We start from the raw sequence: 16404 nt of genomic DNA, 5'->3' as shown, positions 1-16404 counted from the left end.
CGCCGCGGCCAGCCGCGACTTCGCCGAGCTGCGCGCCGGCCTCGGCGGCCTGCTGTGGCTGCAGTTCGACCCGGCGGAGGCGGCCTGCAGCCTGTGGCTGTGGCGCGCCGGGCGGGCGCGGCGGCTGACCCCGCCGGGCTTCTCGGTGCGCAGCCGGGTCTACGAGTACGGTGGCGGCGCCTTCTGCCTGACCGGCGCCGGCGTGGCGCTGGTCGGCGAGGCCGACCAGCAGCTCTGGTGGCTGAGCGTCGGTGCCGACGGCAGCCCCGGCGAGCTGCACGGGGTGACCGCCAATCCCGACTGCCGCTACGGCGACCTGCAGCATGCACCGGCCTGGCAGGCGGTGCTGGCAGTGGAGGAGCGCCGCGAGGGCGACGCCGTGGTGCACCGCCTGGTCAGCCTGGCGCTGCACGACGGCGCGCGCCGCGTGCTGGCCGAGGGCGCCGACTTCTATTGCGCGCCGCGGCTGTCCGCCGATGGCCGCTGGCTGGCCTGGATCGAGTGGGACCGCCCCGAGCTGCCATGGACGGCGACCCGCCTGTGCCGGATGGCGCTGCACGCCGACGGCTCGCTCGGCGCGCGCGAGGTGCTGGCCGGCGACGCGGACGATCAGTCGCTGCAGCAGCCGTGCTTCGCCGCCGACGGCAGCCTGACCTGCCTGAGCGACCGCGACGGCTGGTGGCGGCCGTGGCACGAGTATGGCGGGCGCTGGCAGCCTGTCGGGACAGGTGGTGCGCATGGCGCACCCTGCGAGCGTGGCGTCGTGCCGGTAGGGTGCGCCATGCGCACCAGCGGCTCCAGCGGCAGCAAGGGCTGGAGCGAACCGCGGCCCATGGCGGAAGCCGACCACGCCCCGGCGCCCTGGCAGCTGGGCACCGTCAGCCACCTGCCGCTGGCCGGCGGCGGCTGGCTGCTGGCGCGCCTGGAGGAGGGCTGGGGCCTGCTGGTCGAGCGCGACGCGGCCGGCCGCGAGCGCCGCCTGGCGGCGGAGTTCTCGCGCTTCCGCCAGCTCGCCGCCGACGCGCGGCACTTCTACTGCATCGCCGCCGCGCCGGACCGGCTGCCGGCGCTGCTGGCCATCGCCCGCGACTCGGGCGCGATCGAGATCCTCGCCGGCGGCGAGCAGCCGCTGGTCGAGACCGAGCTGTCGCGCCCGCAGGCGATCCGCTTCGCCACGGGCGACGGTGAGAGCGCCCGGGCGTTCTTCCATGCGCCGCGCAACGCCGCCTGCCGCGTGCCGGCCGGCGAGCGGCCGCCGCTGGTGCTGTTCCTGCATGGCGGGCCGACCTCGGCCTGCTACCCGGTGTTCGACCCGCGCATCCAGTTCTGGACCCAGCGCGGCTTCGCCGTCGCCGACCTCAACTACCGCGGCTCCAGCGGCTTCGGCCGTGCCTGCCGGCTGCGCCTCACGGGGGCATGGGGCGATATCGAGGTGGCGGACGCCGTGGCGCTGGTGCGCCACCTCGGCGCGCAGGGGCTGATCGACCCGGCGCGCGCCTTCATCCGCGGCGCCAGCGCCGGCGGCTACACCGCGCTGTGCGCGCTGGCCTTCCACGACGTGTTCCGCGGCGGCGCCAGCCTGTACGGGGTCAGCGACCCGCTGGCCCTGCGCCGCGCCACCCACAAGTTCGAGGGCGACTACCTGGACTGGCTGATCGGCGATCCCGTGCGCGACGCCGAACGCTACGCGGCGCGCACCCCGCTCAACCATGCCGGGAACATCCGTGCGCCGCTGATCTTCTTCCAGGGCGGGCTGGACGCCGTGGTGGTGCCGCAGCAGACCGAGGCGATGGTCGCCGCGCTGCAGGCCGGCGGCGTGGCGGTCGAGTACCGCCTGTACCCGGACGAGCGCCACGGCTTCCGCCAGGCCGCCCATCTCGCCGATGCCCTCGAGCGCGAATGGCAGTTCTATTGCCGCCTGCTCGGCTGAAGCCGGATGGCGACCGCACGGCGGGCGGATTGCCATCGGTTGATTGCAAAGACCGAGCAATGCAGTAGGCTGTCGCCTTGAAACATTCCATAACAACAACGATGCCGTCAGGTTCCTGCATGTCCCTCTCGCCGCTCCGCAAGTTCGTCAGCCCGGAAATCATCTTCGGCGCCGGTTCCCGCCATTCGGTCGGCAACTACGCCGCGACCTTCGGCGCCCGCAAGGTGCTGGTGGTGTCCGACCCCGGCGTGCTGGCGGCCGGCTGGGTCACCGACGTGCAGGCCAGTCTCGACCAGCAGGGCATCGCCCACGTGCTGTTCACCGGCGTGTCGCCCAACCCGCGGGTGGAGGAGGTGATGGCCGGCGCCGAGCTGTACCGCGCCAGCGGCTGCGACGTGATAGTCGCGGTGGGCGGCGGCAGCCCGATGGACTGCGCCAAGGCCATCGGCATCGTCGCCGCGCACGGGCGCAGCATCCTCGAGTTCGAGGGCGTCGACACCATCCGTGTGCCCAGCCCGCCGCTGATCCTGATCCCGACCACCGCCGGCACCTCGGCCGACGTGTCGCAGTTCGTGATCATCTCCAACCAGGTCGAGCGGATGAAGTTCTCCATCGTCAGCAAGGCGGTGGTGCCCGACGTGTCGCTGATCGACCCGGAAACCACGCTGAGCATGGATCCGTTCCTCTCCGCCTGCACCGGCATCGACGCCCTGGTGCACGCCATCGAGGCGTTCGTCTCCACCGGCGCCGGCCCGCTCACCGACCCCCACGCGCTGGAGGCCATGCGGCTGATCGGCGGCAACCTGGTGGCGATGATCGCCGATCCCAACGATATCGCCCTGCGCGAGAAGATCATGCTCGGCAGCATGCAGGCCGGCCTGGCCTTCTCCAATGCCATCCTCGGCGCGGTGCACGCCATGAGCCACAGCCTCGGCGGTTTCCTCGACCTGCCGCACGGCCTGTGCAACGCGGCGCTGGTCGAGCACGTGGTGGCGTTCAACTTCGATGCCGCGCCTGAGCGCTTCCGCCTGGTCGCCGAGACCCTCGGCATCGACTGCCGCGGGCTGACCCCACCGCAGGTGCGCGCGCGGCTGGTCGAGCACCTGATCGCCTTCAAGCAGGCGGTCGGTTTCGAGGAGACCCTGCGCCGCCACGGCGTCGGCAGCTCGGACATCCCCTTCCTGTCGCGCCACGCCATGCGCGACCCGTGCATCCTGACCAACCCCAGGCAGTCGACCCAGCGCGACGTCGAGGTGGTGTATGGCGAAGCCCTCTGACGCGCGGCCCAACGTCGCCGACCTGCTCGGCCTCGGCAGCCACTCGGCGCGCAAGAGCTACTACCCGGAGCTGTCGGCGCGCCTCGACGAGCTGGAGCGCGAGCGCAACCGCTACAAGTGGCTGTTCGAGCACGCCGTGCACGGCATCTTCCAGGCCAGCCTGCACGACGGCATCCGCGCCGCCAACCCGGCGCTGGCGCACATGCTCGGCTACGACGATCCGCAGCAGGTGCTGTGGTCGCAGCGCGACCTGGCCGAGCAGCTGTTCGTCGGCGGCGCCGCCGAGCTGGCGCGCATCGGCGCGGTACTGCGCGAGGGCAAGGGCCTGTTCGGCTACGAAACCCGCTTGCGCCGGCGCGACGGCAGCCATATCGACGTGCTGATGAACCTGCTGCTCAAGCCCGATGCGGAAGGGCTGGTCGAGGGCTTCGTCGCCGACATCACCGAGCGCAAGCAGGCCCAGCTGCGCCAGCAGCAGCTCAACGTCGAGCTGGAGCAGCGCGTCGCCGCGCGCACCGCCGAGCTGCTCGAGGCCAACCGCCACCTGCAGCAGGAGATCCGCGAGCGCGAGCGCATCCAGTGCGAGCTGCGCGAGGCGCGCGACGCCGCCGAGGCGGCCAACCAGAGCAAGGACAAGTACCTGGCGGCGGCCAGCCACGACCTGCTGCAGCCGCTCAACGCCGCGCGCCTCTTGATCGCCACCCTGCGCGAGCGGCGCCTGCCGGACAGCGAGGCCAACCTGGTGGAGCGCACCCACCAGGCCCTGGAGGGCGCCGAGGACCTGCTCGCCGACCTGCTCGACATCGCCCGTCTGGACAGCCGGGCGATCCGTCCGGACCTCGCCGTGTACCGTCTCGACGAGCTGCTGGCGCCGCTGGCCTCGGAATTCCAGCCGGTGGCGGAGGCCGCCGGCCTGGGCCTGCGCGTGCGCATCCCGCGGCTGGCGGTGCGCACCGACTTCCGCCTGCTCACCCGCATCCTGCGCAACTTCCTCAGCAATGCCTGCCGCTACACCGGCCAGGGTCGCGTGCTGCTCGGCTGCCGCCGGCGCGGCGCGCACCTGCTGATCCAGGTCGCCGACACCGGCCGCGGCATCCCGGCCGACAAGCTCGAGGAGATCTTCCTCGAGTTCAACCAGCTCGATGCCGGCCGCGCCGCCGAGCGCAAGGGCGTCGGCCTGGGCCTGGCCATCGTCGAGCGCATCGCACGCATGCTCGACTACCGCATCGCCGTGCGCTCGCAGCCGGGGCGCGGCTCGCTGTTCAGCATCGAGGTGCCGCTGGCCGACTACGTGGCGCCGGCACCGCTGGCGCGCCCGCAGGAGAGCCTCGGCGATCCGCTGCCGGGGCGCCGCGTGCTGGTGGTCGACAACGAGCCGGACATCCAGCAGAGCATGCAGGCGCTGCTTGCCCAGTGGGGCTGCGAGGTGCGCCTGGCCGGCGGCCTGGCGGAGGCGCGCGCGCAGCTGCAGGGCTGGGATGCCGAGCTGCTGCTGGTGGACTACCACCTCGATCAGGGTGCCAACGGCTGCGAACTGATCGCCAGCCTGCGCACGGAGACGGCGCGGCTGCTGCCGGCGGTGATGATCACCGCCGAGCGCAGCGAACAGTGCCGCCGCCAGCTGCACGAGCAGGGCATCCCGCTGCTCAACAAGCCGGTCAAGCCGGGCAAGCTGCGCGCTGCGCTGAGCCAGTTCCTCTCCTGAAGTGTGATGCGGGTCACCTTTGGCGTAGAGCCTCGCGACAAAGGTCGTATGGCCCGTTTAAATCCCCCCGACGCGGAGCCGCTGTCATGGGGGCGCGGTCCGCTCATAACTATAAGGAGTGTGGGGATGTTGAAGCGGATGCTGTTGACCGTGAGCCTCGGCCTGGGGGCGGGTCTGGTGCAGGCGCAGGAGGTGCTCAGGGTGCATGGCTGGGAAGGGCGCCTGGCCCCCAGCGTGATCGAGGCGTTCGAGAAGCAGAGCGGGATCAAGGTGGAGTACTCCACCGCCGCTTCGGCCGAGGACGTGCTGAACGATGGCGGCCAGAGCTACGACGTGGTGTTCCCGGCGCACTTCCACCTGCCGGCGCTGATCGACGCGCAGCGCCTGCAGCCGCTGGATCCGACCAGGCTGCCCAACCTGAAGGAGGTCGATCCCGACCTGCTGGCCATGCTCAGCGGCTTCGACGGCAAGTCCCGCCACGCCGTGCCCTACCTGTGGGGCACCGTCGGCCTGGCGCTGAACGTCTCCAAGGTGGTCGACACCCTGGGTGCCATGCCCGAGGACACCTGGGGCCTGCTGTTCGATGCGCAGAACAGCGATCGCCTGAAGCAGTGCGGCATCGGCATGCTCGATGCGCGCGAGGAAACCCTGTCGCTGCTGCTCAACTACAAGGGCCGCGCCCTGGGCCGCAGCGGTCCGCGGCAGATCCAGCAGGCCGGCGCGGAGCTGGCGGCGCTGCGCGGCAAGGCCGCCAGCTTCGGCAACAACTCCTACGTCGAGCAACTGGCCAGCGGCAAGCTGTGCATGGCCATGGCCTGGAGCGGCCACGTGCTCAAGGCGGCCGACGCCGGCGCGCCGCTGCGCTTCGTCATGCCGCGCGAGGGGGCGCTGATGTTCATCGATACCATGGCGATTCCGCGCAACGCCGGCAACGTCGCCGCGGCGCACCGCTTCATCGACTACCTGGCCAGCGCCGAGGCCAACACCCTCAACGCCCGCGACACCCTGTTCTACCCGGTGACCCGCATCGACGCGCCGGCGATGACCAGGCTGGCCGGCGAGCGCCTGGAGCTGGTGGTCACCGGCGACCAGCGCCGCAGCTTCTACTACCTGGAGGCGCTGAGCGCCAAGCAGAAGAGCGCGGTGGACGCCTCCTGGGCCCAGGTCAGCCGCTGACCCTGGCCCGGCCGCGCGCGAGCCCCGGCCCGCGCGGTGGCCACTGCTGCTGCAGGCGCTCCAGACGGGCGTCCTTGTCGCTCCACAGCCCGTTGACCCACTGCTGGAACTGCAGGCGGTAGGTCTCGTCCTCGGCGTAGCTGCGGCCGAGGAACTGCGCGGGAATCTCACGCTCCGCGAAATGCACCACCACCCGCTGCAGGCGTCCGCACAGCAGGTCGCGAAAGCGCGGCCGGCCGTCCGGGTAGTGGATGGTCACGTCGACCAGTGCCCCGAGCTGCTCGCCCATGGCGTCGATGGCCAGGGCGATGCCGCCGGCGCGCGGCCTGAGCAGGTGGCGGTAGGGCGATTGCTGCTGCTCGTGCTTGGCCTCGGTGAAGCGCGTGCCTTCGAGGAAGTTGAACAGCGCCACCGGAATGCCGCGCAGGCGCGCGCAGGCCTGGCGCGTGGTCGCCAGGTCGGCGCCGCGCTGCTCGGGGTGGCGCTCCAGATAGGCCCTGGAGTGGCGCTTCATGAACGGGAAGTCCAGCGCCCAGCAGCACAGGCCGAACAGCGGAATCCAGATCAGCTCCTGCTTGAGGAAGAAGCGCAGCAGCGGCAGGCGGCGGTTGAGATGGCGCTGCAGGACGAAGATGTCCACCCAGCTCTGGTGGTTGCAGATCACCAGGCAGGAGCCGCGCACCCGCACGTCCTCGAGGCCCTCGACCTGCCAGCGGATGTCGCCGAGCAGCTCCATCCAGGCCCGGTTGCCGTCGGCCCAGCACTCGGCGACGTGCCCCATCAGGCGCCGGCTCCATGCCCGGCTGGCGGGCAGCGGCAGCAGCTTGAGCAGCGCCAGGGCCAGCAGCGGCCAGCACCACAGCAGGGTGTTGAGCACCAGCAGCAGGCCGGAGAGGAGGCCGCGCAGCGGCGCGGGCAGGAGTCGGAGCATGGCGGGCTTCCAGGGATGGCGGGGCGCTGGATGATAGCCCAGTGCCGGGCTCTGGCGCAGGATCGCTGGCGTTGGCGGCCATTGCCGGACAATCGGAGCCATCCATGCCGAGGCTGGCCATCTGTCCAGCGGCGGGTCGCTTTCAGCCCCCGGGCGACGTAAAATCAGCGTTCATACTCCATTCGCAAAGGTTTCCAACCATGCAGATCGCGGCCAACAAGGCGGTATCCATCGACTACACCCTGACCAACGAAGGCGGTGAAGTCATCGACAGTTCCGTCGGCGGCGCGCCGCTGGTCTACCTGCATGGCGCCGGCAACATCATCGTCGGTCTGGAGAAGGCCCTCGAGGGCAAGCAGGCCGGCGACGAGCTGGAAGTGACCATCGAGCCGGAAGACGCCTACGGCGACTACAGCGTCGAGCTGGTGGCCGTGCTCAACCGCGCCATGTTCGAAGGCGTCGACGAGCTGGAAGTCGGCATGCAGTTCCACGCCTCCGCGCCGAACGGCGGCATGCAGATCGTCACCATCCGCGACATCGAAGGCGACGATGTCACCGTCGACGGCAACCACCCGCTGGCCGGCCAGCGCCTGAACTTCAAGGTCAAGGTGGTCGAGGTGCGCGACGCCCAGCCCGAGGAAATCGCCCACGGTCACATTCACGGCGAAGGCGGTCATCACCACTGAGAACCGCTCGGCAGGCGGCAGCCGATCTGCTGCTAAGCTGAATCCAGGAAGGCGCTGTTGCGGCTCGCGATAGCGCCTTTTTGATGGCCCGATGATTGGCATGGAGCTATGTGATGAGCCTTTTCCACGATCTGACCCTCAAGGCCCTGGACGGCGGCGACCTGCCGCTGGCCCCGCTCAAGGGCAAGGTGGTGCTGGTGGTCAACGTCGCCTCGAAGTGTGGTCTGACCCCGCAGTACGCCGGCCTGGAGCATCTCCACCAGCAATACCGCGAGCGCGGCTTCAGCGTGCTCGGCCTGCCGTGCAACCAGTTCGCCGGCCAGGAGCCGGGCAGCGAGGCGCAGATCCGCGAGTTCTGCACGCTGAACTACGGCGTCAGCTTCCCGATGAGCGCCAGGATCGAGGTCAACGGTCCCGGCCGTCATCCGCTGTACCTGCTGCTGGCCGGCGAGGGCGCGGAGTTCCCCGGCGACATCACCTGGAACTTCGAGAAATTCCTGGTCGGCCCGGACGGCCGCGTGCTGGAGCGCTTCTCGCCGCGCATCGCCCCCGAGGATCCGCAGGTGATCCAGGCGATCGAGAAGGCGCTGGCCGGCGTGGCGGCCTGACGCCCCGCCCGTGATACGGCGCCCCGCAGGGCGCGGCATCCCCATCGTCTCAGCGGCTGGCGACGACCAGTCGTGAGGCGCCGTCCTCGCGCACCCAGAACACCGTCGCCCCGGCCACCGCCGCCGGCATCAGCAGGATGTTCAGCCCCGGCACCAGCAGCGCCGCGTAGGTGGCGGCACCGAAGCCCAGGCTCTGCCAGCGCTTGGCGCGCAGCCAGGCGAGCATGTCGTCCCAGCCCATCTTGTGGTTGTCCGCCGGGTAGTCGATGTACTGCACCGCCATCATCCACACGCCGAACAGCAGCCACAGCGGCGCGGCGAGCAGGTTCAGCCCCGGAATCAGCGACAGCACCAGCAGCGCCAGCGCCCGCGGCAGCAGGTAGGCCAGCTTGCGCAGCTCGCGGCCGAGGGTGCGCGGGATCATCGCCAGCAGCTCGCCCCAGCTGAACGGCGGCGCGACGTCGCGGCCGCGCACCACCGCCTCGACCTTCTCGGCGAGGAAGCCGTTGAACGGTGCGGCGATCAGGTTGGCCAGCAGGGTGAAGCCGAAGAACAGGATCAGCAGCACCAGCGCCACGAACAGCGGCCACAACAGGTATTCGAGGAAGGCCAGCCACTGCGGCAGGGTCGGCATCAGCGCCTCGACCCAGAAGCCGAACTGCTGCACCGCCAGCACGATCAGGGCGACGAACAGCAGCAGGTTGACGGTCAGCGGCAGCAGGACGAAGCGGCGCAGGCCGGGGCTGAGGATCAGGCGCAGGCCGGCGGCGAGGTAGCCGGGGCCGGAGAGGGTCTGGATAGGCATGGGGCACTCCGTGGGGAACACGGCGCCAACCTTAGCACGCGGGGGAGGGCACCTAGCGACAGGTGCGCATTGCGAGGCAGGCTGCAGTGCGCGCGGCGCACCCTACGGCGCTGGGCAGCGTAGGGTGCGCTATGCGCACCGGCCCTGATCAGGCCTTGCGCTTGAGCGGCAGCTCGGCGAAGCGCACGCCGGAAAGGCCCGAGGCCTGCAGGGCGCGGATGTTGGCGTGGTCGCTGCCCTCGGGGGTGGCCAGCACGCTGCGGTAGTGCTCGCCGAAGGCCAGCAGGGTCTCCTCGTCGCTCAGGCCCTCGAGCAGGGCGAGGCCGAGCAGCTTGCAGGAGCCCTCGTTCTGCCCGGCGGCGCTTGCGGTGCTGCCGTTGACGAAGGCCTGCGGCTGATAGTCGTAGTGCGCGGCGATGAACGCCAGGGTGTCGGCGAAGGGATGGTCGTCGCGGCGCAGGGCGGCGCGGAAGTCGTTCAGTGCGGTCATTTCTTGCTCGCTTGTTCGAAGGCGGCCAGCTGCTGCGGCGTGGCCTCTTGCTGGTACCGGGCCTTCCACTCGGCGTAGGGCATGCCGTAGATGGCGTCGCGTGCGTCCTCGGCGGACAGCTCGATGCCGCGCTCGTCGGCGGCGGCCTTGTACCACTTGCCCAGGCAGTTGCGGCAGAAGCCGGCCAGGTTCATCAGCTCGATGTTCTGCACGTCGCTGCGCTCGCCCAGGTGCCGGAGCAGGCGGCGGAAGGCGGCGGCTTCCAGTTCGAGGCGCTGTTGTTCGGTCATGGCGGCTTCTCGCGCGGTCGGTGGGGGAGGTCGATCATAAGAGCCGTGGCCGCGGCGGACAATGCCGGGCGGCCGCGGGCATTCAGCGATGGCCGGCGAGGGTGATCGACACCGACTCGGCGAAGCGCAGGGCATGCGGCTTGTCCACCTCGACCTCGGCGTAGCGCACCGCCGGGTGAGCCATGACCAGGTCGAGGATCTCCTGGGTCAGCCGCTCGAGCAGGGCGAAGCGGTTCTCCTCGACGTGGCGGATGATCGCCTTGGTGATGGTGCGGTAGTTCAGCGCCTGGTCGATGTCGTTGCCCTGCACGGCGTCGCGGGCCGGGTAGAGGATGGTCAGGTTGATCAGCACGTCCTGCTTGTTGAGGATCTCCTCCTCCTTGATGCCGATGAAGGTGCGCAGGCGCAGGTCCTTGACGCGGATGCGCGCCATGCCGGGTTCCAGTCGAGGCATCTACTTGCTCCGTCCGATCAGCTGGAGGAATTCCTGGCGGGTGTTGGTCGACTGGCGGAAGGCGCCGAGCATCACCGAGGAGGACATCACCGAGTTCTGCTTCTCCACCCCGCGCATCATCATGCACATGTGCTGGGCCTCGATCACCACGGCCACGCCGGCGGCGTTGGTCACCTGCTGGACCGCCTCGGCGATCTGCCGGGTGAGGTTCTCCTGGATCTGCAGGCGGCGGGCGAACATGTCGACGATGCGCGCCACCTTGGACAGGCCGAGCACCTTGCCGGTGGGGATGTAGGCGACGTGGGCCTTGCCGATGAACGGCAGCAGGTGGTGTTCGCACAGCGAGTACAGCTCGATGTCGCGGACGATCACCATCTCGTCGTTGTCGGAGGCGAACAGCGCGCCGTTGACGATCTCCTCGAGCGACTGCTCGTAACCGCGGCACAGGTACTGCATGGCCTTGGCGGCGCGCTTGGGCGTGTCGCGCAGGCCTTCGCGCTCGGGGTTCTCGCCGAGGCCGACGAGAATCTCATGGTAGTGCTGGGTGAGTTGCGACAGTTGATCGCTCATGTTCGATTCCTCGTGGCGGCCCGGGCTCATTTCAGGTGGCGGCCGCCGTTGACGCACAGGCTGGTGCCGGTGACGTAGGGGTTGTCCAGAAGATAGCGCAGGCTCTGGTAGATGACCTCCGGCCCCGGCTCGATGCCGAGGGCCGACTTGGCCAGGGTTTTCTCGCGGTAGCTCGCGTCGTCGTGGTCGTTGAACATCACCAGCGCCGGGGCGATGGCGTTGACCTTGATCCGCGGGGCGAACTGCGCGGCGAACGACAGGGTCAGGTTCTCCAGGCCGGCCTTGCTGGCGCAGTAGGCGACCCGGTTGGCGCTGCCGCGGCGGGCGACGTCGTCGGTGATGTGCACGATGTCGGCCGTCTCGCTGCGTTCGAGCAGGGCGCGGCAGCGCAGGTTGATCAGGTAGGGCGCCAGCATGTGCACGCTGACCATGCGCGCGAAGGCCTCTGCCTCGTGGCCCGGCTCCTCGCGCAGCCAGTCCGAGGCGTTGTGCACGATGGCGCGCAGGCGGTCGGTGTGCCGCTGCAGCAGATCGATGAAGGCGAGGATGCCGGGCTCGCTGGAGAAGTCGGCCGGCAGGGTCAGCGCCCCGCGTCGGCGCAGCTCGTCCAGCGCCGGCCGCTCGCTGCGGTAGCTGACGATCAGCGGCTGGCCATCGTCGAGCAGGCGCAGGGCGCAGTGCAGCCCGACTCGCTGGCTGGCGCCGGTGATCAGGATGGGGGCGGGTGACTGGCTCATGCATGCCTCGCGCAAAAGGGTGGTTCAGCGGCACAGCCGCCGGGTACCTGACAAGTGCGGGACGGAGTACCGGCTGAACCAGGCACAAAGTTATACCAGCGAATCGGTCTGTACAACCCTGCGAGATGTGTGGGCTAGGGTCGTGACCGCGCGGAGGCGGCGGAAAGCCTCCTGAACCGCAGTTTCTCGGGCTCTGCTCTCCTCGTGGGGTGATGTGATGTTGTACGCGCGATTGCTTGTTGTATAACTGTGTGGAAGGTTTTGCTCGCCTCAGGCCCCCAGGCCGGCGCCGTCCGCTTGCGATGCCGGTACGGGCGCCGCCATGCGGCGATCGGGCATAATGCCCGGCCTTGTCAGAACGCCCGGGAGGGCCGCCATGCTCCAGCTCGCCATCGTTTCCGGTTCCGCCTTCGGCACCGCCGAGGAGGTCGCCCGCCATGCCGAGCAGTTCCTGCAGGACGCCGGCATCGAGGCCCGCCACCTGCCGCGCGTCGCCCTCGAGGAGCTGCTGGCCCTGGACCCGCAGGCGCTGCTGGTGGTGACCTCGACCACCGGCATGGGCGAGGTGCCGGACAACCTGCAGGCGCTGCTCGACGAGATCGAGGCCTGGCAGCCCGACTGGCGCGGCCGGCCCGTGGCGGTGATCGGCCTGGGCGATACCGCCTATGGCGAGCAGTTCTGCGCCGGCGCGCTGCAGGCGCACATGCTGCTGCTGCGCCTGGGCATGCGCGATCTGCAGTCGCAGCTGCAGCTGGACGCCAGCGAGACGGTGACCCCGGCCGAGGACGCCGAACCCTGGCTGGCGCGCCTGGCCGCCAACCTGGGCTGATCGCGCGGCGCGGCCGGCTTTCCGTACAGCGCTCGGCGGACAGCCCGCCGTGCGGGGCCTATACTCGAGGCAGAAGAAACAGAAGCGTCACGCGGCCTGCGGGTCGCGATGCCAACTGCTCCGGGGCGTCGCCATGGGGACCGCCGCCGGGGGTATCGGCATAGGCGCCAGACACCGACCAGTCAGGAGTACGCCCATGTTCGCGATCATGGAAAACGCGCGTCTCGAGGAACTGCACCTGGCCAGCGACCCGGCGACGGGTCTGCAGGCGATCGTCGCCATCCACAACACCCACCTCGGCCCGGCCCTGGGCGGCTGCCGCTATCTCGCCTATGCCGACGTCGACGGCGCCGTGCGCGATGCCGCGCGGCTGGCCCGCGGCATGAGCTACAAGGCCGCGCTGGCGGGCCTCGCCCAGGGCGGCGGCAAGGCGGTGATCATCCGCCCGCCGCACGTCGCCGACCGCGCCGCGCTGTTCGAGGCCTTCGGCCGCTTCATCGACAAGCTCGGCGGGCGCTACATCACCGCCGTCGACAGCGGCACCTCGGGCGTCGACATGGACTGCATCGCCCGCCACACCCCGCACGTCACCAGCACCACCGCCGGCGGCGATCCCTCGCCGCACACCGCGCTCGGCGTGTTCGCCGGCATCCGCGCCACCGCCAGGGCGCGTCTGGGCAGCGATTCGCTGGAGGGCCTGACCGTCGCCGTGCAGGGCCTCGGCCATGTCGGCTTCGCCCTCGCCGAGCACCTGGCCGCGGCCGGGGCGCGGCTGATCGTCAGCGACATCGACGAGGGACGCCTGGCGCTGGCGGTCGAGCAGCTCGGCGCGCAGCCGGTGGCCGCCGACGCCCTGCTCGGCGTGCCCTGCGACATCCTCGCGCCCTGCGGCCTGGGCGGGGCGATCAATGCGCAGAGCATCGCCAAGCTGCGCTGCGCCGCGGTGGCCGGGGCGGCCAACAACCAGCTGGACAGCCCGGAGATGGGCGACGAGCTGACCGCGCGCGGCATCCTCTACGCCCCCGACTACGTGATCAACTCCGGCGGGCTGATCTTCGTCGCCCTGCAGCACCAGGGGCGCAGCCCGGCGGAAATCACCGCCCACCTGGCGCAGATCGGCCATCGCCTGGAGGAGATCTACGCCGAGGCGCAGGCCGAGCGACGCTCGCCGGCGCGGGTCGCCGACAGCCTGGCCGAACGGCTGATCTACGGTTCCTGAATGCGCTGTCCCACGCCTGCCGCCCAAGGCGGCAGGCCGCCACGCACCGGCAAGGTGCCAGGGAGGAAGCCATGCCCCACAGCTCCATCGAACTGCCCTACACCCGCTACCTCGACGCCGACGGCCGCCCGCTGGGGCCGCTGCCCGACTGGGCGCTGGACGGCGAGCGGCTGCTGCCGCTGTACCGCGCCATGGTCCGCACCCGCCTGTTCGACCAGAAGGTGATCGCCCTGCAGCGCACCGGGCGCATCGGCACCTACGCCTCCAGCCTCGGCCAGGAGGCGGTCGGCACCGCCATCGGCAGCCTGCTGCGCGCCGACGACGTGCTGGTGCCCTACTACCGCGACACCGCCAGCCAGCTGCTGCGCGGGGTGAGCATGAGCGAGATGCTGCTGTACTGGGGCGGCGACGAGCGCGGCAGCGACTACCGTGGCGAGGTGGCGCGCGGCGACTTTCCGCTGTGCGTGCCGATCGCCACCCAGGCGCTGCACGCCTGCGGGGTGGCCAGCGCCTTCAAGATCCGCGGCGAGCACCGGGTGGCGCTGACCACCTGCGGCGACGGCGCCACCAGCAAGGGCGACTTCCTCGAGGCGCTCAACGTCGCCGGCACCTGGCAGCTGCCGGTGGTGTTCGTGGTCAACAACAACCAGTGGGCCATCTCGGTGCCGCGGCGCATCCAGTGCGGCGCGCCGACCCTGGCGCAGAAGGCGCTCGGCGCCGGCTTCGCCGGCGAGCAGGTGGACGGCAACGACGTGATCGCGGTGGTCGAGCGCCTGCGCCTGGCCATCGAGCGCGCCCGCCACGGCAAGGGGCCGACCCTGCTGGAATGCGTCACCTACCGCCTGTGCGACCATACCACCGCCGACGACGCCACCCGCTACCGCAGTGCCGAGGAGGTCAACCAGGCCTGGCACGAGGAGCCGGTCAAGCGCCTGCAGAGCTACCTGGTCGGCCAGGGCCTGTGGGACGAGGGCCGCGAGCAGGCGCTGGTGGCCGAGTGCCAGGCCGAGCTGCAGCGGGCCATCGACGCCTACGAGGGGCTGGCGGCGCAGGACCCGCAGTCGGTGTTCGCCCACGTCTACGCCAGCTGGCCGCAGGCGCTGGCCGAGCAGCGCGAGCAGTTCGCCGAGCGCATCGCCCGCCGCACGCAAGGAGCCGACCATGAGTGAGAAAAAGTACAGCCTGCTGGAGGCGGTCAACCTGGCCCTGCACCGCGCCATGCGCGAGGACGAGAACGTGGTGGTGCTCGGCGAGGACATCGGCGTCAACGGCGGCGTGTTCCGCGCCACCCTCGGCCTGCGCGAGCAGTTCGGCCTCAAGCGGGTGATCGACACGCCGCTGGCGGAGAACATGATCGCCGGCCTGTCCATCGGCATGGCCAGCCAGGGGCTGCGGCCGGTGATGGAGATCCAGTTCCTCGGCTTCATCTACGCCGCCATGGAGCAACTGGTGTCGCACGCCGCGCGGCTGCGCAACCGCACCCGCGGCCGGCTGACCTGCCCGCTGGTGGTGCGCTCGCCGATGGGCGCCGGCATCCGCGCCCCCGAGCACCACAGCGAATCCACCGAGGCGCTGTTCGCCCACGTCCCCGGCCTGCGCGTGGTGGTGCCGTCGTCGCCGGCGCGCGCCTACGGCCTGCTGCTGGCGGCCATCGACGACCCCGACCCGGTGGTCTTCCTCGAGCCGACCCGCCTGTACCGGATGAACCCGCAGCCGCTGGAGGACGACGGCCGCCGCCTGCCGCTGGACAGCTGCTTCACCCTGCGCGAGGGCAGCGACCTGACCCTGGTCAGCTGGGGCGCCAGCGTGCACGAGACCCTGCAGGCGGCGAGCGCGCTGGCCGAGCGCGGGGTCAGCGCCGAGGTGATCGACGTCGCCTGCCTCAAGCCGCTGGACCTCGACACCCTCGAGGCCTCGGTGCGCAAGACCGGGCGCTGCGTGATCGTCCACGAGGCGCCGAAGAGCGGCGGGGTGGGCGCGGAGATCGCCGCCAGCCTCTACGAGCGCGCGCTGCTCGACCTGCACGCGCCGATCCAGCGGGTCGCCGCGCCGGACATCCCGCCGCCGCTGTACCGCCTGGAGCCGTACTACATCCCGGACGTCGGCGACATCCTCGCCGCCTGCGACGCGGTGCTGGAGTACGCCTGAGCCGGTAGGGTGCGCCGTGCGCACCAACATGGACTCATCCGGCTGGTGCGCACGGCGCACCCTACGGCCGAACCCTCCCGGGCCGTCCAGGCCGGGGAGAAACTGGGGGAACGGAACATGAAACACTTCAAGCTGCCCGACCTCGGCGAAGGCCTGCAGGAGGCGGAAATCGTCCAGTGGCACGTCAAGGCCGGCGACAGCGTCAAGGCCGACCAGTTGCTGGTCTCGGTGGAGACCGCCAAGGCCATCGTCGACATTCCCGCGCCCTACGACGGCGTGGTGGCCAGGACCTACGGTGCCGAGGGCGACATCCTCCACGTCGGCGAACCGCTGCTGGCCTACGAGGGCGAGGGTGAGGACACCGGCACCGTGGTCGGCAAGCTGGAGGCCGGCGAGGGCGGCGGGGGCGACAGCTTCTTCGTCGGCGCCGCGCCCTCGACCCGCGAGCACCTGGCGCCGCGCGCCACCCCGGCGGTGCGCCAGCTGGCCCGCCAGTTGGGCGTCGAGCTGGCCGGGCTGTCCGGCTCCGGCGCCGACGGCCTGATCACC

Annotated in this window: 18 protein-coding genes; 11 read left to right on the top strand and 7 right to left on the bottom strand. The window is 70.8% G+C overall.

Annotated elements, in window-relative coordinates; genetic code table 11:
• From E5198_RS22070 to E5198_RS17060, 4 genes are all read left to right on the top strand, one after another.
• Positions 1 to 1930: S9 family peptidase (locus E5198_RS22070; RefSeq protein WP_256659178.1), on the top strand; the 1930-nt coding region annotated here is incomplete at its 5' end.
• Between the two features lie 119 nt (positions 1931 to 2049).
• On the top strand, positions 2050 to 3207 hold the full coding sequence (gene ercA, locus E5198_RS17070) for an alcohol dehydrogenase-like regulatory protein ErcA (RefSeq protein ID WP_136491161.1): 1158 nt from the start codon (positions 2050 to 2052) through the stop codon (positions 3205 to 3207).
• The gene (locus E5198_RS17065; protein ID WP_136491160.1) at positions 3191 to 4912 is read left to right on the top strand and encodes a NahK/ErcS family hybrid sensor histidine kinase/response regulator; all 1722 of its coding nucleotides are present in this window, start codon (positions 3191 to 3193) and stop codon (positions 4910 to 4912) included. The genes ercA and E5198_RS17065 overlap by 17 nt, the downstream gene beginning before the upstream one ends.
• A 126-nt stretch (positions 4913 to 5038) precedes the next feature.
• Positions 5039 to 6088 carry an extracellular solute-binding protein gene (locus E5198_RS17060; RefSeq protein ID WP_168772548.1) on the top strand — a complete coding sequence of 350 codons (1050 nt, stop codon included), beginning with the start codon at positions 5039 to 5041 and terminating at the stop codon, positions 6086 to 6088.
• On the opposite strand, the gene E5198_RS17055 is transcribed toward E5198_RS17060, so the two are convergent.
• A complete protein-coding gene (locus E5198_RS17055; RefSeq protein WP_136491158.1) occupies positions 6078 to 7019 on the bottom strand; it encodes an acyltransferase in 942 nt (313 codons plus the stop codon). The genes E5198_RS17060 and E5198_RS17055 overlap by 11 nt on opposite strands.
• A 200-nt stretch (positions 7020 to 7219) precedes the next feature.
• Here E5198_RS17055 and E5198_RS17050 point away from each other — a divergent pair, with 200 nt between their 5' ends.
• Positions 7220 to 7705 carry a peptidylprolyl isomerase gene (locus E5198_RS17050; RefSeq protein WP_136491157.1) on the top strand — a complete coding sequence of 162 codons (486 nt, stop codon included), beginning with the start codon at positions 7220 to 7222 and terminating at the stop codon, positions 7703 to 7705.
• A 113-nt stretch (positions 7706 to 7818) separates the two neighbouring features.
• Positions 7819 to 8313: a glutathione peroxidase gene (locus E5198_RS17045; protein ID WP_136491156.1), complete on the top strand. Its 495-nt coding sequence runs from the start codon at positions 7819 to 7821 to the stop codon at positions 8311 to 8313.
• Positions 8314 to 8362: 49 nt separating this feature from the next.
• Here the strand turns inward: E5198_RS17045 and cysZ are convergent, their stop codons facing one another.
• From cysZ to folM, 6 genes are all read right to left on the bottom strand, one after another.
• Complete coding sequence (cysZ, locus tag E5198_RS17040; protein WP_136491155.1) at positions 8363 to 9118, bottom strand: sulfate transporter CysZ; 756 nt, start codon at positions 9116 to 9118, stop codon at positions 8363 to 8365.
• A 148-nt stretch (positions 9119 to 9266) separates the two neighbouring features.
• Positions 9267 to 9608, bottom strand: a complete 342-nt coding sequence (locus E5198_RS17035; RefSeq protein WP_136491154.1) for a HopJ type III effector protein — start codon at positions 9606 to 9608, stop codon at positions 9267 to 9269.
• A complete protein-coding gene (locus E5198_RS17030) occupies positions 9605 to 9898 on the bottom strand; it encodes a DUF1244 domain-containing protein (protein WP_136491153.1) in 294 nt (97 codons plus the stop codon). Before E5198_RS17030 ends, E5198_RS17035 begins: the two co-directional genes overlap by 4 nt.
• An 82-nt stretch (positions 9899 to 9980) precedes the next feature.
• Positions 9981 to 10352, bottom strand: a complete 372-nt coding sequence (gene folX / locus E5198_RS17025) for a dihydroneopterin triphosphate 2'-epimerase (RefSeq protein ID WP_136491152.1) — start codon at positions 10350 to 10352, stop codon at positions 9981 to 9983.
• On the bottom strand, positions 10353 to 10922 hold the full coding sequence (gene folE / locus E5198_RS17020; RefSeq protein ID WP_136491151.1) for a GTP cyclohydrolase I FolE: 570 nt from the start codon (positions 10920 to 10922) through the stop codon (positions 10353 to 10355).
• Positions 10923 to 10948: 26 nt separating this feature from the next.
• On the bottom strand, positions 10949 to 11659 hold the full coding sequence (gene folM / locus E5198_RS17015; protein ID WP_136491150.1) for a dihydromonapterin reductase: 711 nt from the start codon (positions 11657 to 11659) through the stop codon (positions 10949 to 10951).
• Between the two features lie 376 nt (positions 11660 to 12035).
• Here folM and E5198_RS17010 point away from each other — a divergent pair, with 376 nt between their 5' ends.
• The 5 genes from E5198_RS17010 to E5198_RS16990 all read left to right on the top strand — a co-directional run.
• Positions 12036 to 12488 carry a flavodoxin domain-containing protein gene (locus E5198_RS17010; RefSeq protein WP_136491149.1) on the top strand — a complete coding sequence of 151 codons (453 nt, stop codon included), beginning with the start codon at positions 12036 to 12038 and terminating at the stop codon, positions 12486 to 12488.
• A 196-nt stretch (positions 12489 to 12684) separates the two neighbouring features.
• Complete coding sequence (locus E5198_RS17005; protein WP_136491148.1) at positions 12685 to 13707, top strand: Glu/Leu/Phe/Val dehydrogenase dimerization domain-containing protein; 1023 nt, start codon at positions 12685 to 12687, stop codon at positions 13705 to 13707.
• A gap of 71 nt (positions 13708 to 13778) precedes the next feature.
• Entirely contained in the window at positions 13779 to 14876 is a 1098-nt protein-coding gene (pdhA, locus tag E5198_RS17000) for a pyruvate dehydrogenase (acetyl-transferring) E1 component subunit alpha (RefSeq protein ID WP_136491147.1), read from the top strand.
• The gene (locus E5198_RS16995) at positions 14869 to 15855 is read left to right on the top strand and encodes an alpha-ketoacid dehydrogenase subunit beta (protein ID WP_136491146.1); all 987 of its coding nucleotides are present in this window, start codon (positions 14869 to 14871) and stop codon (positions 15853 to 15855) included. The genes pdhA and E5198_RS16995 overlap by 8 nt, the downstream gene beginning before the upstream one ends.
• A gap of 117 nt (positions 15856 to 15972) precedes the next feature.
• Positions 15973 to 16404: biotin/lipoyl-containing protein (locus E5198_RS16990; protein ID WP_178084092.1), on the top strand; the 432-nt coding region annotated here is incomplete at its 3' end.

Origin of the sequence: Pseudomonas sp. A-1 (assembly GCF_004801855.1) — a bacterium.
Lineage (GTDB): Bacteria > Pseudomonadota > Gammaproteobacteria > Pseudomonadales > Pseudomonadaceae > Geopseudomonas.
The sequence above is the reverse complement of the archived record's forward strand: the minus strand, read 5'-3'. Positions and strand labels throughout refer to the sequence as shown.